The following is a 26,021-nucleotide window of genomic DNA, read 5'->3' on the forward strand; positions in this document are numbered from 1 at the left end:
CGATTGTTAAGCTCAATTTGTTTGCTAGCATATTGCTTGCTGTTTAAAAATGTTTGTTGTCTTGAATTGAATCAAGACGCCCTACACATTTGGTTTGTCTTACTTTGTTCAGTTTTCAAAGGTCTACTTGAATTGCCGTAGCAACTTTTATATCATATCAGAGCGACGTTTAAATGTCAACTCTTTTTTGAAAAAGTTTTTCCGATTTCGTTTAAGAAATCTTTCGGCAACTCATTTATCATATCGCATCATTTGTTATTTGTCAAGAACTTTTTTGAAGTTTTTCTTGATGAAATCAAGCTTCTTAAGAGGTTCTTTTCAAACGACTTAGTTATCTTATCATGTGATAACTCACACGTCAATAACTTTTTGAAATTATTTTTTTAACTTTCAGTTGCTTTTTAACAACTCATTTACATTATCATTAAAAAAAAGAATGGTCAAGCAAAATTTTACATTTTGCTTGACCTAATTTTAATTTCTATCTCTTCATAACTTAACGATTGATTTGTTTTAATTCTTCACCCATTTTAATCGTTTCTTTCTTATTAAGTGGATAACCAAAGAATAAAATCACCGCAGATACTAACAAACAAACTGCTGGCAATAAATTAGCAACCGTATAAATACGCTCTTGCACTAAAGCTGATTGAATTGTCCCACCTACTGAAGATGACTGATAACCAATCATTGTTAACATAAACCCACCAATCGCTCCTGCACATGCTTGTCCCAGTTTTCTAGCAAAAGAATTAACACCGTAAACTGTTCCGTCTTCTCGTAATCCTGTTGTATATTGATGATAATCAATTACATCTGTAATAAAGGCCCAAACCATCAAATTGAATAAGCCCGATCCCAATGTCGCAATAAATAGAAGGAACAAATAAACCCATGCATTAGTAATATGTAGAAAATACATTAATAAATACATGACAGAGGAGAATATCAGAGCGACGACACTCGCCTCTTTCTTACCAAACCACCTTGTCAACGCTGTTGCAAAAGGAGCCAACACAATAACTGTTCCATACGTAAATAACAAGGCAATCGACATTGCTTCTTTATTATGGAAGTAATCATTAAAGAGATAGGTCATATTTGTCCCTGCTAAAATCTGGTTGATCACAATAAAAATGTCCACGATAACTAGCACTACTAGCGCACGATTTGAAACTAATCCTTTGACCAATTTAGTTGCTTGAATCTCTTCTTTTTTTTCTACTCTTACTCGTTCTGTAGATAGTTTACACGTTAATGTATACGCTATGAACGCTATCGATGCACAACCAATAGCAATCCAGAAAAATCGCTCTCTTGAGACAACTTGTTGACCACTTTTATTTTGCGTATACATTAATATTGGAATAAAGAAACCTGTCGTTGATCCTCCGATCGCTGATCCAATACTTCTGAAAGTCGACAATGAGGACCGATCATCTGGATTCGAGCTGATTGCTGCCGCCATTGCTCCGTAAGGGATATTAATTGTTGAAAGAAAAATACCATAGACAATGTATGAAACAAAAATATAAATCATTCTGGCGGTCATTGGTAAATGCTGAATAATAGGCAAAAACATTAGAATCGTTATGGTACAAAATGGATATTTCATTCGGCGAATCCATGGGATGAATCGCCCAACCTTTGTTAGCTTTGAAACATCACACAGACGTCCAACAAAAACATCCGCAAATGCATCTAAAATTCTCGAAACTAGAAAAAGCGTACCTACTATTGCTCCAGAAACTCCAAGGACATTTGTGTAATAAATCATCAAAAAGCTATTAACCAATCCCAAAATAAAACAATTTCCTAAATCACCAAACATGTAGCCCATTTTGTCCTTTAAGCCAAATACGTTTGTTGTCTTACTGATTTTCTCCTCTGAAACTGCTTGTTGAAAAAGCATTTTGATCACTCCTTTTCCCTTTTGGTAAACGTTTTCAAAATTATAACCCCCATTTTTTTATTTTTATATTCACAATGTTGTTATTTTCTTGCATTATCTTGGTTGATAAAAACTAAGAGAAAGAATCATTTGATTACAAAAAAAAGAGCAAGGCTGCAATTAGCCCTGCTCTTTTTTATTTACTGTGTTTATTCGCTATATAAGTCACGTACTGGCGTCATAATGATTCGATTCAAATCATTGATGATTGTACTAAAACCTTGTTCTTTTTCCATTAAATCATTGATAACTGACTCGGATTGAATTTTCATAGCCATTTCTTGTGCTTTCATTGCATCCTCATCAGAGAATTCTTCACCACGCATTTGTTTTTCTTGTAATTCAATTTGCATTGCTTGGAAGTTTTTGAATAGTTCATGTGCCTCTTTATTCTCTTTTACTTTACCGTATGCTTCTTGTAAAGCTTTAAATTCAGGAAGTTCACGAATTTCGCGTTCGATTTGATTCGCACTATCATAGATATTTGACATAATATTGCCTCTTTTCTTTCAGTAGTTGAGTTTATTGTAACATGCAGCTATCCGTTTTCAAAGAACTACTCACTTTGATATTTCCGCCACAAATCTTTGGCTGCATCACCAATTCCTTGTACACCATCTTTCACAAAGTCGCCAAAGTTCTTCAATCCTTCTTTTGCTTTCTCACCATATTGATCTAAGCTTTCTTTCCATTTTGCAGAATCATCCTCTGTTCCTGATGGATTATTCACTTGATCTGCTGGAACGACCTCTCCACCTGTTGCATACGCATCTGCAACACTAAAACTTGTATTTGAAGTATATGGAAGAATTCCCTCTGCAGCAGACTTGAAGACTCGTCCCACAACATTCCCACTCGTTCCTTCTAAATAATGCAGTTCGCTAGACTCTTCGTAACCCATCCAAGTTGAAATAACTACGTCTGGCGTATAACCAACAATCCACTGATCATTTGCTTTCGTGGCATCAAAATTCGTTTCTGTAGTACCAGTTTTACCAGCAACCGTATAACCGGCTGGATTGGCAGCAACTGCAGTTCCATTAGAAAATGTGCCAAGTAGCATACTTGTCATTTGTTCTGCTGTTTCTTTTGAAATCACTTGTTTAGGTTTTTTGTCCGTATTATCTACAATAACTGCACCTGTAGAATCAACGATTTTTGTAATCAAGTGTGGCGAATACATCTGACCATCATTTGCAAAAGCACTATAAGCTCCAGCCATCGTCAACGGTGATACGCCTTTTTCCAATCCTCCTAATGCTAAACCATAATATTTATCAGATTTCGATAAACTCAAACCGAATTCTTCTGCTTTATCATAACCTTTTTGAAGACCAATCTCATGAAGTAACCAGACAGCAGGTAAGTTCAAACTTTGAGCTACTGCTTGATACATTGGCACTTCTCCTTGGTACGTACCATCATAATTTTGAGCATCATAATAACTTTGTGGCGTATCTTGTAAGGTGCTAGAGGGTAAGTAGCCAGACTCTAACGCAGCAGAGTACACACTTAACGGCTTGATTGTTGAACCTGGTGACCGCTTCATTTGTGTTGCAAAATTAAATCCTCGGAAGACGTGTTCCCCACGTCGGCCTACCAAGGCTTGCACGCCCCCATTTTTCGGATTTAATGCAACAGAAGCAGACTGGACCATTGCGCCGTCGGAAGCATCTGCCGGAAATAGTTGTCCATTTTGATAAGTTGCCTCTAGCTGTTTTTGATAATTTTGATCTAAAGCAGTGTAAATCTTATACCCCTTGTTCATTACATCTGACTCGTCCAATCCATATGCTTCCACTGCCTCATCAATTACCGCATCAAAATAATAAGGATAGCGATAACCTGATTCCGAATCCGTATATGTGTCATTTAAATAATCCGCAATATTCGTTTGACTCTCTGCATTAGCTTGATCAGCTGTGATTTTTTCGTTTTCTTTCATCACACTCAACACAGTATTTTTTCGGTTATTAGCATTTTCTGGATTATCAATTGGATTATAAATCCCTGGTCCTTTCAGCATACCTGCAATCGTTGCCGCCTCTGACAATGTTACATCACTTGCGTTAACACCAAAATATCTTCTTGCAGCATCTTGAACGCCCCAAACGCCATTACCAAAATAAGCGTTATTCAAATACATAGTTAAAATTTCTTCTTTACTGTATTTCTTTTCTATTTCTATCGCCAGAAATAACTCTTTTGCTTTTCTATCAAAGGTTTGATCTAGTGTTAAATACGCATTTTTCGCCAATTGTTGCGTAATCGTACTACCTCCGCCACCAGCCGTACTCCCTGAAGTTAGCATACGCACCGCTGCTCGAGCAATTCCCTTCACATCGAATCCGTGATGGTTATAAAAATTTCGATCTTCTGTAGAAATAACTGCATCCTGAATATATGGAGAGATTGCATCTAATTCTACGTAGGTTCCTTTTTGAGCATAAAGCGTGCCTGCTTCTTCATTGTCTTTATCGTAAATAACAGTTGATTGACTTAATCCAGATTTTAAAGTCTCCACATTTGCTTGTTTTGCCAAGATAAATAAATAAACACTCGTTATCAAAATAAAAATCAGTCCCAATAAAAGAATAACTTTATTGATATGATATTTTTTCCAAATTCGCCTTCGCCATTTATGAAATCGGCTTAAATATGGCTTGATCCAGCGCCAAAAGCTAATCAAAGAAGCTTTTATTTTTTCCCAAACGCGTTGAAAATCCATTTGCATGTTCTCCTATCTTTTTATTCACACGGTCAGTTTACCACAACTAACTGCGCCTTTCTTCCTGCTTAAGATGTAAGTTTTGCAGTTAATGACGGTAGTTTAGCATAATAAATAGCAGATTGACTTAATCTTTTTCTTAAATATATTTTAAAAATGGTAAAATAAAGCTGACTTCGACGAAAGGAGCTTCTTTATGGAAATCACAATTACCTTACCTGCTGACCACTCAGTAATCACTATTCAAGAATTATTAGAAAGAGAATGGCTAGTGCCAAGAAAAGTTCGTCATTTTTTGCGTACCCGAAAAAACGTTTGGGTGAATGCTCAACTTGCTCCTTTTCATTCAGAAATTCGCGGAGGCGACACAATTACTTTGCATTTTGAAAAAGACGACTACAGTCATCAAGAAATCATCTTAGGAAACGCCAAAAAAATCCAAGTTCTCTATGAAGATGAACAGCTAGTGATTGTAAATAAGCCAGCTGGTTTGAAAACTCATCCCAATGACGTCAAAGAAACCGGCACTTTGTTAAATGATTTAGCTGCTTATTTAGCCCCCAAAAAACAAAAACCGTATGTCGTGCATCGCTTAGATCAAGAAACAAGTGGCGCTATTTTGTTTGCTAAGAATCCTTTTATTCTGCCTATTTTGAGCCAATTAGTGGAACAAAAGAAAATTTATCGTCGCTATCAAGCTGTCGTCTGGGGCAAGTTAACTAAAGACCTCACTATTACTAAAAAAATGGGACGCGACCGACACAACCGCCGAAAACAAGTCATAGATGAGCGTAATGGAAAAACAGCTGTCACCCACGTAACCATTGCGAAGAATCTACCGACACAAACACAAATCTATTGTGTTTTATCAACTGGAAGGACACATCAAATTCGGGTCCATCTCGAAAGTTTAGGTCATCCAATTGTAGGTGATCCACTTTATCAATCACGACCAGCGAAACGAATGATGCTTCATGCAATTGAACTACATTTGACACATCCATTCACACAAGAAAGAATCCTTGTCAGAGCAGCCCCAGGATTATGGTAGTTCTGGTGCAAATAAAAAAGGATTTCACGAAACATTTCTTATGAATGTTCATGAAATCCTTTTTTAGTTTTTTTGAGGATGTTTTTGTATCATTCTCTTTTTTTTAATTTATTTTTGTCGATACTCTTTTTCTGCTAATAACAAACTACCAATAATTCCACTTTCATTCGGTAACCCCCAACGAACAATATATTCGCTAGCTTCCGGAACTTCCATGTATCCTGCCATTAGTTCGACAAATTGTTGACGAATTTTTTGTAGTAAATGATCTTGATTCATTACACCGCCACCAAGGATAATTTTTTCTGGTGCTAAAGTTAATGTATAGTTGATTAAAGCTTGTGCAATATAAAACGCTTGGATATCCCATACAGGATGGTCTACTGGTAAATCTTGACCTTTGATTCCTGTTCTTGCTTCTAATGAAGGTCCTGCCGCCAACCCTTCCAAACAATCCCCATGGTAAGGACAAGTACCAGCATATGTGTCATCTGGATGACGTTTCACCCAAATATGTCCCATTTCCGGATGAGCAATTCCTGAAAAAATGTCTTGATTCAAGACGACACCTGCACCAATTCCAGTACCAACAGTTAGATAGATACAGCTATCCTTTCCCTGTGCTGCACCTTTCTTTAATTCGCCATAGGCTGCAGCATTAACATCTGTTGTCCACGCAATTGGAATTTGATAACGTGCTTTAACACTCCCTAAAAAGTCAAAATCAGCCCAACCTTTTTTAGGTGTCGCTAAAACGTATCCATAATTATCTTTTGTTTGGTCAATGCCAATCGGGCCAAATGAGCCGATCCCCATAGCAGATAAGTCAAACTTATCAAAAAAAGCAAACACTTGTTGCAACGTTTCTATTGGAGTCGTTGTAGGAATACTTACTTTCTCCATAATTTTATGTTGATCATTGGCCACCGCACAAACAAACTTTGTGCCACCCGCTTCTATTCCGCCGTACATTTACTTTTCCTCCTCGAATCCGATTGTCCGAATTTCATAAGGCATCAATGTCGGCTCAATCGTTTGCTTACTGTCTTTTTCTAAAAGATTCAACAATCTGCTAGTTGTTCCTGTTTTTTGAACAACGATTTCTTCTTCTTTTTCTGACAGATTGAATCCTCTCAGTACTACTTTATCATTAAACTTGCTTCGCTTCAAAGCAGTAATTGCAAACGTTTTAGCTTTTACTTCCAAATAACTATTTTTATTGCTTAATTCACCTTGTTGATTCGTTAACTGTTGCGTCGTAAATGGAACTTGCGCAGCATACGCATGTTGATAAGATTCAAACTTTTCATTTGGTTCATGAATTTCCATACTATATTGGAAGTGTTGTTGTCCTAAACACTGTGCTTCAGGAGTTGGAAAGTATCCCCAGTCCCCTAACTCACCAACACAACGCAATAACGTCAATGCAATTTGTCCTTCATCTAAAATTTCGTATTCATTCAAACCATAGTTTCCAATTGTGACACCATAATTTTTATCATGAAGATTCACAAAAGCGTGTTGATGTTGCGGATTCGTTGGATTCTCCCAGCTTGCAGAAACTTTATTTGGTCGTGTAACGACTTCAAATATACTATCTGCTTCATGGTGTTCCACATGTAACTTCGTTGGAAATAGTGCACGTAATCGATGATCTTTCATTTGATTATCAATTGTTGTTTCAAAGTCGATTTTTCGACTATTTTTTCTTAAAGTAATTTTTGTTTCTATTAATAATGGTTTTAATTCGTTCGCTCGTTTTGCTTTACGGTAACGAAATTCAACTACCATTTGTTGTTCTTTTTCCAAAAGCTCATCGGCAGAAACGGGAATCATCATCGTCTGATTGAGTTGGATTTGAGCAATCTCCGGTGTATCAATCAAGATTTCTACTTGAGAATCCTCTTGTTGGTTCGAAAGAATCGGTACTGTATCAATTGGCTGTTTATAGATATACTCATTTCCGACATCACCCGTGTCTTCAAAAACAAGAATATCTTCAAATTGACGAGCCATTTTTTTGTCCATTACTGTTAACGAACCATTCTCTTCAATTTTGATTTTGAGAAATTCATTTTCGATTACTCGTCCTTGGTCGTTGACCATTGAACCAGTAATAGTTGATGATTCTCCTTCAGCTAACGTAAATGTCTCCCATGAAAAAGCAGCCATTTCTTCAAGTGGAATAGTTACAGTCACTACTTTTTCCATATAAGGTATCCGGAATCGATCTTTTGGTAAGTCATAATCAAAACGAACAGTTGCTTCAGAAACAGTTGCAGGAATGACTTCTCCTTGTGCGTTTTCAACATGATAACTCTTAGCAGGAGCATCTTCCAACTCTTTAAACAACGTTTCTGGTAATCCTTCAGCAAACTTTTTACGTTCCAGTTCGATTTCAATAACCGCTTCACCCGTTTTTGCTGTTCCAGCTGTATTGACTACAACAAAAGGATACGTATCTTCTGGGAATTCACTTGTATCGATAACTTGCGCCAATTGTCTCATTGCTTCTTCTGCCACAAATTTCCCAACTTCATCTGCTTTTTCAAATCGTGTAATCATTTCTCGATGAACAGAGTCCACTGAACAACCACAAATACTATCATGTGGATGATTCTGCATTAATGTTTTCCAAGCATAATCTAATTGATCATGAGGATAACTTCCCGAAAATTCATATGCCATCGTTGCTAATGGCTCAGCAATATTTTCTAATTGTCTTTGAACTTTTGTATTCCATTGTTTTAAATATACGCGTGCAGATGCAGTATTTGCCAAAGTATACCAGCCGTCTGTTTCTTGACTCGTTAATTCGCCTTCCACTGTTCCCAAATCTTCAGGCAAATCATTTGTTACCGCTGCTAAGTAGTCTGTAAAATTAGAATGAATGAATTCATAATCTGGATACAAACGATTGGCTAACGCAATTGCCTTTGATATATCTTTTTGAACAGGCTGATGATCAACACCATTCATCATCAATAAATGTTCGGTTGAAGCATATTGTTCTGCATCAGCCAATTTTTGGTCCCAAAATATTTTAGCTTCTTGTTCTTCAACTGGTATTTCATTTCCATTGCTATACCAATTTGCGAATAATAAGCCGAAAATTTCAGAGCTATCAGGACCTTTCCATTTCATTTCAGAATATTGGGAAGAATAATTTTCTGCCTCAAGCACTTGATTATCAAAGCCAATCGGTTTTACCCCTCGACCGAATGCTGCTGCTTCAATTCCAACTTGTTTCATCATTTGAGGCGTTTGACCCATATTTCCAAATGTGTCTGGGAAGTAGCCAAGCATTACTGGTACACCCCATTTTTGTGTTTCTTCCATCCCAATCAACATATTACGCACGTTGGATTCTGAGCTAATCAAAAAGTCATCTTGCAAAATATAAAATGGTCCAATACGTAGCTTGCCCACATCAATTGCTTGTTGAACTAATGCTCTTTTCTCCGGTCTTACTTGTAAGTAGTCATCTAAAATAATTGTCTGTCCATCTAAGTGAAAGCTATCGAATGCAGGGTCATTCTCAAAAAGTTCTAACAAATCATCCATCAATTCAACTAAACGCATGTGGTGTTGTTCATAGGCCATGTACCATTCTCGATCCCAGTGACTGTGGGAAATAATATATACTTTCTTTTTCATTTAATCACTCCTATTTTTCTACTCGAATATCAAAATAATCCATTACTAATTCACAAAACATCATATTTGCCCAAGAAAACCATTCTCTTGTGTAATTGTTCGGATTATCCACATCAAAACCTTCGTGCATCAAGTTTGTTCCAGCATCTGTTGCTACTAATAAATCTAAAATTCGTTCTTTTTCTTTTCGATCGTTAGTAGTCATGCCTTCCATTGCTAAAGCAATTGGCCAAACATAATTTTCAGGTGTATGAGAAGAGCCAATTCCTTTCGCGTACTTTCCTTCATAAAAGTAAGGATTTTCTGAGCTCAGCAAGGTTTTTCTTGTTTGTAAATACGTTTCATCTTCAGAAGAACAGTAGCCTAGATAAGGTGCAGACATTAGGTTTGGCACATTGCTGTCATCCATTAATGAGGAGTTTCCTTGACCATCTACTTCGTATGCGAAAATAGTTTCTTGTGCTTGATTTTTAGTTTTACCGTATGCTTCAATCCCTTGTTGGATCTCTTCTCGTAACGCAGTAGCTTTTGCTACGATTTGATTATTTGATAACACTGTTTGAAAAATTTCTTCAATATATCCTAAAACAACTACTGCAAACATGTTCGATGGGACTAGATACCCATATCGGCAAGCGTCATCACTTGGGCGAAAACCTGACCAAGTCATTCCTGTAGGGACTACTTTTGCACCTTTCCCATCATTTACAAGCGTGTCTTCCAGACGAGTAGTATCACGTTCAAATTGGTAAGGTGATTTAGTATGATCTTGTTCTGTTTGAAAAACACCTAGAATTTTTTGGATTCCTGAAACAAATGAGTCGTCAAATTGATCTGTTTGTCCCGTATTTTTATATAAAAGATAAGCAAGTTGAACAGGGTAACATAATGAGTCAATTTCATATTTCCTTTCCCAGATCCAATTATTCATTTCGGTATGGTCACTTTGATGTCCTGCCCCGTTTGCTTCTTCATTGAACGCATTTGCATACGGATCAATATTGATATAAAAGAATTGTTTTTTTACCAATCCACTAATCATTGCTGCTAAGTCTTTGTCTTCTTTAGCAATCACTAAGTAAGGACGTACTTGTGCAGTGGAGTCTCTTAACCACATAGCTGGTATATCACCGGTTAACAAGAAAGTTGTTCCATCAGAATGCCGTTTTACTGTGGTTAGCAATGTATTAGCAAAGGCAGTAGAAAAATTTTTTGCCCAATCTTCATGCTCACTTCCACATTTTTGTTCAATTTTCCCCATGAATTTTCCAACTGATTTTGGTATATCTTTATATGGCATGTCTCAATATCCTCTTTTCTATTTGATATATCTTAGTAGATTATACTTCTTGAAATAATTTTTGTCTACGCTTTCATGGTATTTTTTATTGTTTACTTTTATATTATTTATGCTATCATTTATACATGATATATCATTAAGAGGTGTTATTATGGAGCAACCATTATATAAGAAAATATTTATTGATCTACACAATGCAATCCTTGATGGAACATTAGCTATTGATAGTCAAGTCCCTACTGAAAAAGAACTTTCTCAAAAATATCAAGTAAGTCGAATCACTTCCAAACGAGCATTAACAGAATTGGAACAACTTGGTTTGATTTATCGAATTCGTGGAAAAGGTAGCTTTGTCAAAGCAGACAAGCCAGAGGCATCGATTGTCTCTATCCAAAAAACAAAGCGAATTCTATTTTTATTTCCGTTCTTAACTGATTTGTCTGTTGGTGATTTCACTGAAGGATTGAACCCAATCATGCAAGAAAATCAATTTGAAGTATTAATGACTTCCCTTGATTTTCTCCAAACAAAGACGGCGCAAGAAGTGATGGATGAATTCGATGGATTGATTTACTACGCTATTGATACTGAGCAGCACTTGGATTTATTATTTGAACTTTCGCTGAAAGAATTTCCTGTCGTTATCTTGGATAAGAAAATTTATGAACTGCCATTTCCAACCGTTCTTTCTGACAACTTTGCAGGTGGCGCGCTAGCCACAAATCAATTGATTGCTGATGGACATCAGAAAATTGGTTTCCTATTTGGTGAGCCAACTCATCCACAATCTGTGCGTCAACGCTACTTAGGCTATCTTGAAGCTCTTGATAAAGCTAATTTAGCTTTCCATACTGCACTTGATGACCAAAAAGCCACGAATAAAGAGTTATTAAACTATATCCAAGAACACCAGCTTACGGCGTTTGTCTGCGAAAATGATCTTGTTGCCATTCAAACAATGAACCAACTGAAACAAGCTGGATTTTCAGTGCCTGCCGACTTTTCGATTATTGGTTTCGATGATATTCAAGCTGCCTCTTTAGTTGATCCACCTTTGACAACTATCGCCCAAAATTTTAAAGAACTTGGAAAATCAGCTGGAGAAAAGTTGATTCACTGGCTTGAAACCAAAGAAACACCAATCGATACCAAATACCCAGTTACATTAATAACAAGACACTCAACAAAGGAGCTTAACAATGAACATTCAACAAATTGATACTCGTCACGGGACTGCTAACCAGTCCAACTATTCAAACGGGAATTGCCTGCCTTACACAGGCGTTCCGTTTGGAATGAATTATTTTGCCCCACAGACAACCGATCAAAAGGGAAGTTGGTGGTTCCACCCAGAAGACCGTGTCTTTCAAGGTTATCGTTTAACTCATCAACCAAGTCCTTGGATGGGTGATTTCAGTCATTTCCTAATGACACCTGTTAGTGGTACTCTCCCTGAAAACAGTCTTTTTCACGCACAGAGTTCTTATCGACCAGAAGAAAGTACATTTTGCCCTACACATTTATCTATCAATCAACTACGATATGCTATTTCATCCACGTTGATTCCTAGTATGTATGGCGGGATACTTACAATTGACTACCAGAAAAATGATAGCGGTTTACTTTTAACTTTCCCTGAACGATATCAGATAAACATTGTAGATTCGCATACTATTACGGGTTCTTTTATCAACTTTTCTGGGTGTGAAGATCCTGATTTTCGCTTTTATTTTATCCTTTCCTTTGAAAAACCATTAGCTGACACTGAGTTAATGGTTTCAGAAAGTGATTCTTCTATTTTGCTACCGTTTGGTTCAATCAAACAGCAAACGATTCGCTTTGGTACTTCTTTTATTAGTGAAGAACAAGCACAAGTAAATTTATCGAGAGAGTCTGCGCAGTCACCTGATGCATATCTAGAAAAAAATCGTCAAATTTGGCAAGAATATTTTGATAAAATCAAAATCAATCATCATGATAAACAACAAGTAAGTACTTTTTATCACAACTTGTATCGCATATTTCTCTTTCCTCAAACATTCTATGAAGTAACTGATGATGGTGAAAAAATCCACTATGATACATTTAGCAAAACTGTTCGCCCTGGTGTTCTCTATACAAATAATGGATTTTGGGATACGTATAAAACAGTTTATCCACTTTATTCGTTGATAGCCACTGAAAAATATGAGGAAATGCTTGAGGGATTTCTTACAAGTTATCGAGAAACTGGCTTTTTGCCAAAATGGCTATCACCTGATGAACGTGGCCTAATGCCCGGAACACTGATTGATGCAGTAATTGCTGATGCTGCAGTCAAAGGAATTCGTACTGACTTGATGCCTGAATTTTTAACGGCAATGAAAAAAAGTGCTACTGTTCAAAGCAAACTGCCTAATTACGGACGTCAAGGAACACTTGATTATTTAACATACGGCTATGTTCCTAGTACCTACCATGAATCAGTCAATCATACGTTAGATTATGCTTATAGTGACTTTTGTATCAGTCAAGTAGCCGCTATACTAGGTGATGAAGAAACTAGTACTTTTTATCAAAGACAGTCCTTAAACTATCGCAATATTTTTGATCCTGCTGTCGGATTCATGCGTGCAAAAGATACTAATCAAGAATTCAGAGAAAACTTCCTAGCGACTCGCTGGGGCCAAGATTATGCAGAAGGTAGTGCATGGCAAAGCAGCTTTGCCGTCTACCAAGATTTTAATGGATTGATTCGCGAACATGGCGGAGAAGCCGTTTTTCAAGAAAAATTAATCGAGCTTTGTAACCAATCCCCCTCCTTTGAAGTTGGTGGATACGGTTTTGAAATCCATGAAATGAGTGAAATGGCTGCTATTGAATTTGGACAACTAGCTATCTCAAATCAGCCTAGCTTCCATTATCCTTATTTATTCAGTTATCTTGGTAAACCAGAGATGGCACAGCCATTAATTAAACAATTACTTACGCAAACATTTAATGACTCATCAACAGGGTATCCTGGCGATGAAGACAATGGTAGCATGTCGGGTTGGTATATCTTTAGTAGCTTAGGCTTTTATCCAGTCACACCTGGTTCAGGAGAATATGTTATCGGTCTGCCATTATTCGATCAAGTTCAACTAAAACTCTCAAACGGTCAGACACTTACGATTGAAAGTTCGCCAAATCGGCCACAACAACAGTTTGTTCATCAAGTTGATCGTAATGAACAAAACTATTCTAAGTTATTCTTTACACACGAAGACTTACTCACAGGAGGAACGATCCGTTATCATTTAGGTACTGTTCCTCACCCAAAAAAATACACGGCAGACGCTTTACCATTTTCTTTAACCTAGTGACCCTTCGCAATTAACTACGTGCAAAAATAAAATTTGATTTTTTTCATAAAAAAGACTGAACCCAAGCGTAAACACGTTGTGGTTCAGTCTTTTTGATTTTTTTCTTGGTCACTAACATTCCACAATCAGAAATTCCAATCTATGCAAAAAAGCATCTGCATCTAACCGCCGTTCCCGCTACCTTTTCCTTGAAACTAGTTTAAGTAAGAGGTTTTTCTCGATACTCCTTTGGTGATTGTCCCACGATTTTCTTAAATAACTTAGAGAAGTAAGTGGTGTTATTGTAACCAATCTCGTTTGAAATTTCATTGATATTTTGTTCACTATGCAAAAGCAACCATTTTGCTTGCTCCATTCGCAAATGATTTAAATAAGTAGAAAAGCTTTTTTTCGTTTCTTTTTTAAACAGTTGTCCAAGATACATCACGTTTAGGTGTAAACTTTCAGACACTTCTTTTAACGTTAATGGTTCTCGGTAATTTTCGTGCAGTATTTGTAGCACTTGTTTGATATTTTCACTGTAGTTTTTTTGCTTTTGTTGCTTACGAATTAAAGAGAGCAATAATTCTTGAAGATCATTTACATTTTTTGCCTGATTAATTTGTTGAATGCCTTTTAAGTATTCATCATCTTCTAGTGTAATCAGCTCTCGTTGAATATCCATAAATAATAAAAAAGTAAAATGTCGAATGTCCTCAGGAGTCATGACTGCTGACTGGAATTGTTCAAAAAACTCACGAATCATTTGTTGAACTAAATCCAGCTGATTACTTTGAAGTGCACGACTAAACGTTGAAAAATCAATTAACTGATCTTGATTCTCTGCAGGAATCGACCGAATGATTTCATGTCTAGTTTCACCGTAAAATTGTTGAAGCTGTAACTGGTCTTTTGCTCGACGAAAGCTTTCAGGAATATCATCCACTTCTTTTATTTCATCCCCCACGCTAATCAACCAATCTTGCTTTGGATACTTCATTTGAAAATAGTGACAAAAATCGCTGCCTTTTTGAGGACTAAGCAAGATGGTAAAGCAAGTCATATCCCCAAAACTTCGCTGATAATAAGTAGTTACTTGATGCTCCTTTAACCATGGAATAATAGCAGATTCATAGATTCTTTCTAGCTGAATCAATAAAATTTGTTGTGTCCCTTGAGGTAATCCGCTCAAAAATTCTTCTTCGCTGGTTTCATCTAGTTCTTCATTCAGCCATTGACTAAATAAAAGTTCTTGATAAATTTCTTGCTGATTTTTTTGTTCATTTTGCTGATCCAAACGTTCCTTGACCTTTTTTAAGCTTTCAATCAACTCTATTTTATTTACAGGCTTCATCAAATAATTAACTGCCCCAAGTTGCATACCACCTTTGAGGTATTCAAATTCTTGATAGCCAGAAAGAATCATGAATTCAAAAGCGTATTGTTCCTTTTGAGCTGCTTCAATAAACTCTAAACCATTCATTTCTGGCATGGTTACATCTGTAATAACTAAATCAATACCTGTTTTTTCTAAAACTAATAACCCTTCCATCGCGTTTTCTGCTGTTGCTACGATTTCAAAGCCAAAACTGGACCAATCAACAATTTTTTTCAATCCATTCAAAATCATGTATTCATCATCAACCAGCAACACTTTATACATTTTCAGACTCCTTCTTCTTAAATGTAATTTTGATCGTCAAGCCACCTTCTTCATTTGCAAATAACCTCATCCGGTAAGTACTCCCGAAATTAGCACGTAAACGTTCATTTACATTTTGCAAACCAATTGACTCGTGCAACTCAACCCTTGGGTGTACCAATCGATTTTCAATTGCTACTAATTGCTCTGGAGTAACTCCTTTACCGTTATCTTTCACTTGAATTTGTACCAATGATCCTTGTTGAAAAACTTTTACACTCAACGCATTGTCATAACGAGTAAAATCAATACCATGTTTAAAATAGTTTTCAACTAATGGTTGGATCACAAATTTTGGTACTTCAATTTGTTCTAGAGATTCCTCAATCGTAAAATGATAGGCTACACGATTAGGATAACGCATTTGGTAGAGAAATACATACTTTTCACAAAAATTCAGCTCTTCTTTAAGACTGATTTTTGTTTCTTGATTCGTGTTATTTCTTAATAATGCAGAAAAAGCATAGACCACTTCCGCAAGTTCTTCACTTCCCTCGCTCAACGCATACATTCGAATATATTCCAAGGTGTTATAAAGAAAATGAGGGTTGATTTGTGCTTGTAGTGCGCGCATATGTGCATCTTTTTGTTTGATTTCTAATTTATAGATATCTTCAACATATTGGTTGATACTATCCAACATTGTATTGATACCTTGTGCTAAATCTTTCAACTCGTACTCTGTTTGTTCTTGGGCGATTCGTGTGTCTAGATTACCATTTGCCGCTTCGTTCATCGCACGCATTACTACGTCGACTTGCTGAGAATAACGCTTAAATGTTTTGTATAAGAAGACTAATAAAATACTAACTAAAAGAATCACACCAATAATTAATGGCGCCAGACTTCTTGCCGTCTCTCGATACACATTTTGTTGGTCTAACGTTGCTAGTATACGATACTCACCGGATAATTCCTGATAGGAAACAAAATTATGTTCTTCCAATTTCGACAAAGGTAATCCAGAATTCTTATCCAATTCTTGTGTGATCAGCGCTTCTTGTTTTTTTCGACTTTCTGGCGTAAGCCCTGCGCTATGAAAAGTGTACAGGCGATTAGCAGAGCCAGAAATCATATATAAAGACAAGCCATTAAAAGCATTCAGACTTTCCAAACTAGACTCTAGTTCTTTCTTTTGAAACCCAACAAAGATACTTCCCAATTCCGTGCCACCTTGGGTAATCGGCATTTTGATATAAAAAGCATTTTTTAGTGTTGGTGTTCCTGTTTTGACAATACCAGCCTTATGATCTCTGGTAGATTCAAAATACTCTGGCAATTGACTAAAAACAATGTAAAGAGAACTTATCTCTTCATAGTTGACGTAAAGATCCAACATCTCATTGGGAAAAGATAAAAGTTCATTCGTTTTGCTTTGTTGCGTGTATGCATACATTAAATACTGATCAATTGGTTGAGTCAGATAAGTTGTCGCATTTTCAATTTTTTCTGGACTTCCAAGAAGTTGATCTTTGATAATTTTGCTTAATGTTGTTTTGTCAATTAACATTCGATTTGTCGTTTGCAGTGCTTCATTGGTAACATTTTCTGCTTGATTTTTATTTTGACTCCAAGTATGGATACTAAAAATAATTGTTGCACCAATTGTGAGTACAGTCATTACTACTGCGTACTTACGTAACAAACGGTTGAGCAACGTTCCTTTTGAAAATAAAACTTTGAATGGATTATTCATAGTTTTCCATTCGGATCGCTAATTCTTCGCGCCATTTTTTCGTTGCCAACACATTCCACACGGTCAATAAACCCAGTAACCCAAATAACAATAAGCCTTTGAAATGCCATGTCAACATAAGAATAACACCACTACCAATAATCATCTTCAACAATGTAGAGAAACTCGATAAACTTGAAATAAAACTTAACTTGATCACATTGCCGAATGTCATTTCATATTCACTATCTAAAATCAAACTCCATTGATACGTTGCAAACAAATAAAGTAACCCAAATAACAAAATAAAGTCAATTCCCAAAAATAAGAGTCCCTGTATTTGAACAGAAAGGTAAAGATTATAACTTAGAATAGCTAGTGCTGAGAAAAAGAAGAAAAACAAATAATTTCCTCGCTTAAAATATTTCTTGAAACAGTACCAGCCTTGCTTGATTGTGATGTCTTTGTACGCAAACTCATAATGATAAAATAATTCATTGATTGTTTTCAACGCTGGTCCAATCCCTAAAATAATTCCTCCGGCTAAACTAAACAACCAGAAAAAAAGTGTTAGTTTAACTACTACCCACACGCGAATGAACAATGTCTCCAAAGCTTTTCCTAACATAATATCTCCTTTTCAAAACATAATCTTTTCTCTCTTATTATATAAAGAACAGCGAGCAGATGGAACCGCTCGCTGTCAGACTTATTTATTTTCGAAATTCATCGTATTGTTTTTGCATCTCAGTTAACACTTTTTCGTAACCAGCTTTATCTAATGCCTCGAGCAATTTAGGCAATGTTTCATCTGGATCAACCGTTCCGGTGTTTAATCCATCCATATACTGATTCATAACGTTTGAGATATTACTGATTTCTGTTTTAACACTATCTGTATTAAAGCTGAAGCCTAAGATTGGTGAAGTTTCAGCTTCTTCAATTGATTTGTCGCGTTTAGCGATCATTTCATCAGTAATCGATTCTTGTGTATATAAGATTGCATTATTCCCTGTGTTCCAAGCAGACATGTGAGTTTTTGGTTGATAGCCATCTAACAATTTGATCTTGTCGTTGGTTCCATCTACTTTTTCCCAAGCCTCGCCTTCAATCCCCCAAACTAATCCGTTCAATAATTCAGCATCGCTGTTAAGCAAGCCTAAAAATTCAACAGCTTTTTCTTTGTTTTTTGAAGTATTTGAAACAACGAAGTTTGCCATTTGTGCTTGTCCTGTTGATTTTAAAGGAACAGTGATTGATTTAGAAACTAATTCTTGGTTGGCTGCATTACTTAAAATTGTGTCGCCATAATCGAAAGGTCCTTGTGTTTCGCCACGTAGTAACCAAGTATTTCCTTCTAAAGGATAATCTTTGCTACTTGTTGCCGCATCACTTGGAATCAATCCTTGTTGGTACCAACTATGCATCGTACGAAGTAAATCAACATAAGTTTTGTTGTCATATTGATTGATGATCTTTGCTTTGTCTCCATTTAAGTCAATCGCAAACGGTAAGGTATTTCCTAAAGGATAATCAAAGTCGCCTTGAACTTTGAAACCTTGACCAATGGCAAAAGCAGCCGTATTTGGTTCTTTTTTGTGGAATTCTTGTAACACTTTTTCGGCATCTGCATAAGATTCGATACCATCGATTGAAAGGTTGTATTTATCTAACAGTGGTTTATTAAAAGTTAACACTTGTTGAGCAAAAACATTTCCATTTACTGGAAAGGCATATAATTTATCATTGACTAAGTTTCCCTTGATATAAGCTTCATCTAACGCATCATAAGCATCTTTAGCATATTTAGGCGCTAACTCCGTTAGGTCGGCAAAAGCACCTTTTTGAGCGTTAGAAACATAGTTGTTTGCATAAGCGATATCATAATTTTCACCAGAAGAAATGATTACGTTCATTTTTTTCTCGTAATCCCCAAAGCCAATATAGTTGATATTGACTTTCACACCAATTTTGTCTTCGATTCGTTTATTCGCAACTTCCATCAAGGCATCATAATTGTCTGGTTTATCACCAATTTGATACATTTGCAACGTTTTGCTGTCAGATCCTTCTGAATTACTACTTGCACTTGATCCTCCCCCACAAGCAGCTAATGTACCAACCATCAACGCTGAAACTCCTGTAAAGGCTAGTTTCTTCCATAACTTCATTTTACTTCCTCCTAAATAAAATAATTTATTATTTATTCCTTGACTCCACCAATCGTTAATCCTTTGACAAAATGCTTTTGGAAAAATGGGTAGCTAATCGCAATTGGCAATGTTGAGATAACAACAATCGCCATTCGTGCTGATTCTCCTGGTACAGCTGCTAAACCTCCGGCAAGCTGGCTTCCAGCACCCGCATTTTGTGTTAGATATTGAATATTACTTTGAATCTTCATCAACAAGTATTGTAATGGGACTAAGTTATCGTTTTGAATGTAAAGTAATGCGTTAAACCAATCATTCCAGTAACCTAAAGCAGCAAATAAACTAATTGTCGCAATTCCAGGAACTGCTAAGGGTAACACGATTTGAATAAAAATCCGCAACTCACTTGCTCCATCGATTCGAGCAGATTCAATAATCGAATCTGAAACTGAACGTTTAAAGAAAGTTCGCATCACGATAATATTAAATGGGCTAACTGCCATTGGCAAAATCAGTGCCCAAATCGTATCTTTTAATTGAAGTAAATTGGTCATCACCAAATAGTTTGCCACCATCCCTGGTGAAAACAACATCGTGATTAAACAAAAAACGGTAAAGAAACGACGGAATGGGAAATTAGAGCGGGATATTGCATAGGCATACAGCGAAGTGGCTGTGCTATTGATCAAGGTTCCTAAAACCGTCACTAAAACTGTTACAAATAATGCTTGGAAAATTTTCTCTTGCATTTGCCCAAATAGATACGTATAACCAAATGTACTGAATTTTTCTGGCCAGAAACTATAACCATTAGTTGCTAACGCTGTTTCATCTGTCAAAGAAATCGCGATAACAAATAGAAACGGCAAGATACAGGAGAAGGCAAAAATCGCGATCAATAAGTTAGAAAAGAGATTCATTGGTTTGCTGAAAGCTCGCACTTGAACCTGCTCTACTTTTTTCTTTTTCATCGAATCCTCCTCCTAAAACAATGCTGATTCGCTGTCGAAACGACGTGCGATCGCATTCGTAGTCATTAACAAAACAAATCCTACAACTGACTGATACAATCCAGCTGCTGCAGTCATTCCAAAGTCACCTGTAGAAGTCAATCCATTAAAGATATACGTATCTAAAACTTGAGTCACATCATACAGTGCGCCTGAATTTCGTGGAATATTATAGAATAATCCAAAATCAGCTCGGAATATATTTCCGACAGCTAAAATCGTTAAAATCGACATCAAGGGTACTAATTGAGGAATCGTCACATGTTTGATTTGTTGCCATTTGCTTGCGCCATCAACCATAGCTGCTTCATAGTAAGTTGGGTCGATTCCCATGACTGAAGCAAAGTAAATGATACTATTATAGCCGATTCCTTTCCACGTCCCAATGAACAATAGAATAAATGGCCAATATTTCGGTTCATTGTACCAATTGATTGCTTCTCTTCCATGACCTAAAAGCCATTGGTTGAAAATCCCTTTGTCTGGGCTCAAAAAGGCATAAACGAAGTAACTAATGATAACCCAAGATAAGAAATAAGGTAGTAATGACATTGTTTGATACACTTTTACTAACTTTTTATTCCTTAATTCACTCATGATAATGGCAAAAACAACCGAAATCAGTAAGTTTAGTGTAATGAAGCCTACATTGTACAAAATCGTATTCTTAGTAATTAAAAATGCCTGATCTGAAGAAAATAAAAATTTGAAGTTCTCCCAACCAACCCACGGGCTCTCTCTCAAACTTGCCAAAAATCCATCTGCAGAGATATGGAAATTTTTAAAGGCAACCACGTTTGCTAACACTGGAATATAGAAGAAGAAGATCATCCACAACATCCCAGGAACAGCCATTAAAATCAAGGCTTTAAAACGCCAAGCCATTGAAAAAAAATGTTTTAACCCCTTTCTTTTTTTCATCAAAAAACTCCTTTCAACTTGTTCGCACCGTTATTATAGCGCTTTCAAAAACAAGATTGAATAAACAAATTATAGGTATAATGAAACAAACTATAGCTGACATTGAACTATTTTTAATTGGTTGTTGGCTAATTCTGAATTTGTCCAATAAAAAAAGGAGAAATACAGTAAATTCCACCTTTCTTTGTTTGTGCTAAAAAATAGTTGATTTGACTACGTAACTACGCAGTTAAATCAACTATTTTTTTAAGTATTCACTTTTCTTGGATTTTTGCTAATTCTTCTACCGTCAATTCTCGATATTCACCTAGTGCTAAGTCTGCAGGCAACACAACATTTCCCATTCGGATTCTTTTGAGATAGGTGACATCTTTTCCAACTGCTTTCACCATTCGTTTTACCTGATGAAATTTTCCCTCATGAAGAATCAAACGAATTTCTGATGTCTCTTCTACTTCATTCACTGCATCGATCATTAAAACAGCAGGTAATGTTTCTTCTCCTTGGCTGATGACTAATCCTTTTGAAAAAGCTTGAACGTCTTCTGCTGTCATCACCCCAGTTACTTTTGCAAAATATTCTTTTTCAACATGTTTCTTTGGTGACAATAATCGATGTGCTAAAGCACCATCATTGGTTATGAGCAGTAAGCCTTCTGTGTCCTTATCCAACCTGCCTACTGGAAACAGATCTTCACGATAATCAAAATCATTCAACAAATCCAAAACAGTTTCATCATAGTTATCTTGTGTTGCAGAAACTACACCTGCAGGTTTATTTAAAAGATAATAAAAATTTTTTTGATAAGTAAGTTTTTCATCTAAATAAGCAATTTCATCCGTGAGTTCTTTTACCTGAAACTTATCACTTTTGATTACTTTTCCATTAACGGTCACTTGGCCTTTTTTGATTAGCCCTTTGACTTCCTTTCGGCTACCTAGCCCTACATCTGCTAAAAATTTATCTAACCGCACGCGTTTCCCTACTTTCTATAAAGAAAGGAACTTGCAACAACAGTCTATTGACGTTTGTCGCAACTTCCTCTTCTTTCTTTTTATTTGATTCGTAAGCGATAACGTAATCGGACCATACTACTGCCCAATAATTTCTCCGCTAAGCGAATTTTTAATGCTAAATAGCCATAAACTGCTGCACCAACACCAGCCACACAGACGACTAAAATCAATGATTCAAATTTACTATCTTGGCTTAAAAATAAACTTAAAAACTGCTTTGCTAATCCTGCTACTAACAACATCAATAACGTCATGATAAAAATCAGCAATGTTCTTCGCCAAACAAAACCAACTCGAAAACGTACAACTTGGTGCATTTTTCGGAGAATCAAAATACAAGAAACAGCAAACCCAATCATTGTTGCAAGTAATGGTCCGTAAACTTGAAATATTCTAATTGCGGGATACTGTAAAATTACTTTCACGATAAAGCCGATCAGCAAATACCGAATAGCTGCGCGATTTTCAAACATTCCTTGTAACATATTAGAGATCAACATATACAAACCTAAAAATAATCCTACAAAACTTGCTTGAACCAATACTTTACTACCTAATACATCTGGTGTGTAAAATAGTGTGTTCAAAGGATACGCTAACAACATCACACCCGCTGTAGCAGGAAACATGACAAAAGAAAAAAGCTGTAGATTCCCACTAGTTAACTTAGCCAATCCAGGACGGTCTTTCAATGTGACTGCTTCTGTAATCAATGGTAAACCTGTTGCCGCAATCGATGTCGCTAGAGCAATGACTACCATCGTTAATTTATCTGGATTTGCACTGAAAATAGAAAATAGATCAAGTAACTGAGCCTTTGAATATTCTGTCGTTGCAGACATGATTCGAATAAACGTAAACTGGTCAACCAATTTGAAAATCGTTACTCCAGATCCAACAATGATAAATGGAATAGCTTCTTTCATAGTATCCAATAATAGTTTTCTAGTTGCTACATTCACTTGGTTATTGCTGTGTTCAACCTGCTGAGTCATCAGAGGTTGTTGTTTGCGTAAATAATAAAGTAGAACGACAATACTAACTAACATTCCGACAAATGCCGCAAACGTTGACTGAGTGACTGCAGCTACGTAATCGCCTGTAGTCATCTTCATGATGATAAATGTCATCAATAACATGTAAAAAATTCGTGCAACTTGTTCAACAATTTGTGAAAGCGCATAAGGCATCATGTCTTGATTTCCTTGGAAATACCCACGAATCACACTCATACATGGAAATACTAATACAGCAATACTTAATGAACGCATCGTTGGAATCAATTCATCTCCGCCGCCAGAAGCATGGGCAAGCCACGGTGAAGCAAGATACATGAATGCTGCAAAAATAATACCTAAAATCCCCATCATTTGTAACGCACGGAAGAAAAGTCGGCGAGAAGTACCATATTCATTCAATGAATTATAACGAGCTGTTTGTTTGGCAATCGCTGCTGGAATCCCAGCTGTTGAAATCAATAAAAACAATGCATAAATATTATAGCCCATGTTAAACAAACCATTTGCTGCTTTGGCGTTTTCACCCATCCAGGCATACCATGGAATAATATAAATTGCCCCCAATAAACGCGAAAGGATATTACTTGTTGTCATCCAAGCAGAGCCTCGAGCCATTTTTTCTTGGGCTGTTAAAACTTTTTCTGTCGGTCCTCTTTGATTATTCATCTCAATTTTTCCAACTTTCTTCAAAACATTACTATTATTTTAATTGTTAAACAAGAAACTGGCAATCTCTTTTCTATGGTTTTTCTGTGAAGATGTACTTTTTTTGGATTCGGTTTCTTTTTAAAGCAGATTTTCGAGTCCTTTCTGTTTCACCCACCAAACCATGGCTAATTTTCTTAGGTAGTTTGATCCTAAACGTTTTTCCTAAAAAGAACCCTGCATTAAAGAAAAACATTTCATGCTATGCTATAATTAGTTAGAAATTTCAACGAAGCGAGGGATCAATCAATGAGCTTCTCCTTAGAAGATATCCGTGAATTATTACTAAAAGAAAATTTATTAAAAGAATTTGTTTCCGATCAAGGCTGGCATTTAACTGCGCCAACTAATTTTTCATTTGAAAATATTAGTTATGATTCTCGCCAAGTAGATGAATCAACTTTGTTTTTTTGTAAAGGTCTGAACTTTAAAGAAGCGTATTTACAATCTGCTGTTTCGCAAGGACTCGCTTATTATGTCGCTGAACAACCTTACGAAGTATCTGCTGTGGGCATTATCGTTACGGACATTCGTAAAGCGATGGCAATCTTAGCGATGGCCTTCTATGATTACCCACAACAAAAGCTACAAGTTATTGGTTATACTGGGACTAAAGGAAAAACAACAGCAGCTTATTTCACCAAGGCAATTTTAGACCATACGACAAATAATAAAACTGCCTTACTTTCGACAATGAATACAACGTTAGATGGACAAACTTATTTCAAATCTCATTTAACTACACCAGAATCTTTGGATTTATATCGTATGATGGCTGAAGCAGTCGCGAATGGGATGACTCATTTAGTGATGGAAGTTTCTTCTCAGGCTTATAAAACACAGCGTGTCTATGGACTAATATTAGATGTCGGCATTTTCTTAAACATTTCACCCGACCACATTAGTCCAATCGAACATCCAACATTTGATGATTACTTTTACTGTAAACGCCAATTGATTTTAAACTCTAAAACAGTTGTCTTGAATCATGAAAGTGATTATTTCGAGCTACTGAAAGAAACTGCTGACCTTTACCACATACCTGCAATCGTATATGGGCGTTCGCCTGAAACAACTTATCAAGTCACAAGCCTAGCTGGCTCTGGTCATCCATTTACTTTGACAAGTAATCAAGGTCAATTACCAATTGAAGCAGATTATAATATTTTACTTGCTGGCGGTTTCAATCAAGAAAATGCGGCTAGTGCAATCATTGCAGCTGCTTTGACTGGTGCTTCAATCGAAGATGCACAAACTGGCTTAAAAACAGCCCGTGTTCCTGGACGAATGGATCAGCTGATTCAGCACAACGGCGCGCATGTCTATGTCGACTATGCACATAATTATTTAAGTTTAAAAACCTTATTGAAATTTGCTAAAAGTGAACATCCTAAAGGACGTGTTATTGTTGTCTTGGGCAGTCCTGGAAACAAAGCTATTTCTCGACGCCATGATTTTGGAAATGTCTTATCAGAAACAGCAGATGTTGTTTTCTTAACTGCCGACGATCCAGCTTTTGAAGATCCTCAAAAGATTGCCGATGAAATTGCTGAGGCAATCACGAACGAAGAGTTACTTATTCATTATGAAATGGATCGGCCAACTGCGATTGAACAGGCTTTGGCTGCAAGTACAGCCGAAGATTCCGTAGTCATTGCCGGAAAAGGCGTTGATCCTTATCAAAAAATCAATGGTGAAGATGTCCCTTATGAAGGCGATTATGCTATCGTGAAGCGACTCATCGAGGATAAACACCTTTAATTTTTTGCTTATGCCTGTACACATTAATTTGTTAATCCCAAATAATGCA

General features: G+C 36.4%; 18 protein-coding genes. 4 read left to right on the forward strand and 14 right to left on the reverse strand.

The genetic code is table 11. The features are described from left to right. Positions 1 to 496 precede the first annotated feature (496 nt). The 3 genes from AC4BC3_RS11350 to AC4BC3_RS11360 all read right to left on the reverse strand — a co-directional run bounded on the left by AC4BC3_RS11350 (position 497) and on the right by AC4BC3_RS11360 (position 4,679). Positions 497 to 1,912, reverse strand: a complete 1,416-nt coding sequence (locus AC4BC3_RS11350; RefSeq protein WP_490466537.1) for an MFS transporter — start codon at positions 1,910 to 1,912, stop codon at positions 497 to 499. 188 nt (positions 1,913 to 2,100) lie between these two features. Beyond that, positions 2,101 to 2,442 (reverse strand): YlbF/YmcA family competence regulator, encoded by a 342-nt coding sequence (locus AC4BC3_RS11355; protein WP_067481657.1) that lies wholly within the window; start codon positions 2,440 to 2,442, stop codon positions 2,101 to 2,103. A gap of 65 nt (positions 2,443 to 2,507) precedes the next feature. Further along, positions 2,508 to 4,679: a PBP1A family penicillin-binding protein gene (locus AC4BC3_RS11360; protein WP_490466538.1), complete on the reverse strand. Its 2,172-nt coding sequence runs from the start codon at positions 4,677 to 4,679 to the stop codon at positions 2,508 to 2,510. 196 nt (positions 4,680 to 4,875) lie between these two features. Here AC4BC3_RS11360 and AC4BC3_RS11365 point away from each other — a divergent pair, with 196 nt between their 5' ends. Next, positions 4,876 to 5,730 (forward strand): RluA family pseudouridine synthase, encoded by an 855-nt coding sequence (locus tag AC4BC3_RS11365; protein WP_206910383.1) that lies wholly within the window; start codon positions 4,876 to 4,878, stop codon positions 5,728 to 5,730. 108 nt (positions 5,731 to 5,838) lie between these two features. On the opposite strand, the gene AC4BC3_RS11370 is transcribed toward AC4BC3_RS11365, so the two are convergent. From AC4BC3_RS11370 to AC4BC3_RS11380, 3 genes are read right to left on the reverse strand one after another with little or no spacing between them, the layout of a single operon-like run. Beyond that, the gene (locus AC4BC3_RS11370; protein ID WP_206910381.1) at positions 5,839 to 6,702 is read right to left on the reverse strand and encodes an ROK family protein; all 864 of its coding nucleotides are present in this window, start codon (positions 6,700 to 6,702) and stop codon (positions 5,839 to 5,841) included. Then, positions 6,703 to 9,387 carry an alpha-mannosidase gene (locus AC4BC3_RS11375; RefSeq protein ID WP_490466539.1) on the reverse strand — a complete coding sequence of 895 codons (2,685 nt, stop codon included), beginning with the start codon at positions 9,385 to 9,387 and terminating at the stop codon, positions 6,703 to 6,705. A 10-nt stretch (positions 9,388 to 9,397) separates the two neighbouring features. Then, positions 9,398 to 10,687 (reverse strand): glycoside hydrolase family 125 protein, encoded by a 1,290-nt coding sequence (locus AC4BC3_RS11380; RefSeq protein ID WP_490466540.1) that lies wholly within the window; start codon positions 10,685 to 10,687, stop codon positions 9,398 to 9,400. Between the two features lie 151 nt (positions 10,688 to 10,838). Here AC4BC3_RS11380 and AC4BC3_RS11385 point away from each other — a divergent pair, with 151 nt between their 5' ends. Beyond that, positions 10,839 to 11,906: a GntR family transcriptional regulator gene (locus tag AC4BC3_RS11385; protein WP_206910375.1), complete on the forward strand. Its 1,068-nt coding sequence runs from the start codon at positions 10,839 to 10,841 to the stop codon at positions 11,904 to 11,906. Beyond that, a complete protein-coding gene (locus AC4BC3_RS11390; protein ID WP_490466541.1) occupies positions 11,887 to 14,028 on the forward strand; it encodes a GH92 family glycosyl hydrolase in 2,142 nt (713 codons plus the stop codon). The genes AC4BC3_RS11385 and AC4BC3_RS11390 overlap by 20 nt, the downstream gene beginning before the upstream one ends. A gap of 202 nt (positions 14,029 to 14,230) precedes the next feature. Here AC4BC3_RS11390 and AC4BC3_RS11395 read toward each other — a convergent pair whose 3' ends face one another. The 8 genes from AC4BC3_RS11395 to AC4BC3_RS11430 form a co-directional block, all read right to left on the reverse strand. After that, a complete protein-coding gene (locus AC4BC3_RS11395) occupies positions 14,231 to 15,673 on the reverse strand; it encodes a response regulator transcription factor (protein ID WP_206910371.1) in 1,443 nt (480 codons plus the stop codon). Then, a complete protein-coding gene (locus AC4BC3_RS11400; protein ID WP_490466542.1) occupies positions 15,666 to 17,408 on the reverse strand; it encodes a sensor histidine kinase in 1,743 nt (580 codons plus the stop codon). The genes AC4BC3_RS11395 and AC4BC3_RS11400 overlap by 8 nt, the downstream gene beginning before the upstream one ends. Continuing rightward, positions 17,401 to 18,015 carry a DUF624 domain-containing protein gene (locus AC4BC3_RS11405; RefSeq protein ID WP_490466543.1) on the reverse strand — a complete coding sequence of 205 codons (615 nt, stop codon included), beginning with the start codon at positions 18,013 to 18,015 and terminating at the stop codon, positions 17,401 to 17,403. Before AC4BC3_RS11405 ends, AC4BC3_RS11400 begins: the two co-directional genes overlap by 8 nt. 85 nt (positions 18,016 to 18,100) lie before the next feature. Beyond that, positions 18,101 to 19,558 carry an ABC transporter substrate-binding protein gene (locus AC4BC3_RS11410; protein WP_206910367.1) on the reverse strand — a complete coding sequence of 486 codons (1,458 nt, stop codon included), beginning with the start codon at positions 19,556 to 19,558 and terminating at the stop codon, positions 18,101 to 18,103. Between the two features lie 32 nt (positions 19,559 to 19,590). After that, positions 19,591 to 20,511, reverse strand: coding sequence for a carbohydrate ABC transporter permease (locus AC4BC3_RS11415; RefSeq protein WP_067481675.1), 921 nt, complete (start codon positions 20,509 to 20,511; stop codon positions 19,591 to 19,593). Positions 20,512 to 20,523: 12 nt separating this feature from the next. Beyond that, positions 20,524 to 21,471, reverse strand: coding sequence for an ABC transporter permease (locus tag AC4BC3_RS11420; protein WP_206899753.1), 948 nt, complete (start codon positions 21,469 to 21,471; stop codon positions 20,524 to 20,526). Between the two features lie 254 nt (positions 21,472 to 21,725). After that, a complete protein-coding gene (locus tag AC4BC3_RS11425; protein ID WP_490466544.1) occupies positions 21,726 to 22,445 on the reverse strand; it encodes a pseudouridine synthase in 720 nt (239 codons plus the stop codon). 80 nt (positions 22,446 to 22,525) lie between these two features. Next, positions 22,526 to 24,172, reverse strand: coding sequence for a putative polysaccharide biosynthesis protein (locus AC4BC3_RS11430; protein ID WP_490466545.1), 1,647 nt, complete (start codon positions 24,170 to 24,172; stop codon positions 22,526 to 22,528). A 288-nt stretch (positions 24,173 to 24,460) separates the two neighbouring features. Between AC4BC3_RS11430 and AC4BC3_RS11435 the strand changes: the two genes are divergently transcribed. Continuing rightward, entirely contained in the window at positions 24,461 to 25,972 is a 1,512-nt protein-coding gene (locus tag AC4BC3_RS11435) for a UDP-N-acetylmuramoyl-L-alanyl-D-glutamate--L-lysine ligase (protein ID WP_490466546.1), read from the forward strand. The last annotated feature ends 49 nt before the right edge of the window (positions 25,973 to 26,021 follow it).

Source organism: Enterococcus sp. AAFC-DPL-6103 (genome assembly GCF_058216595.1).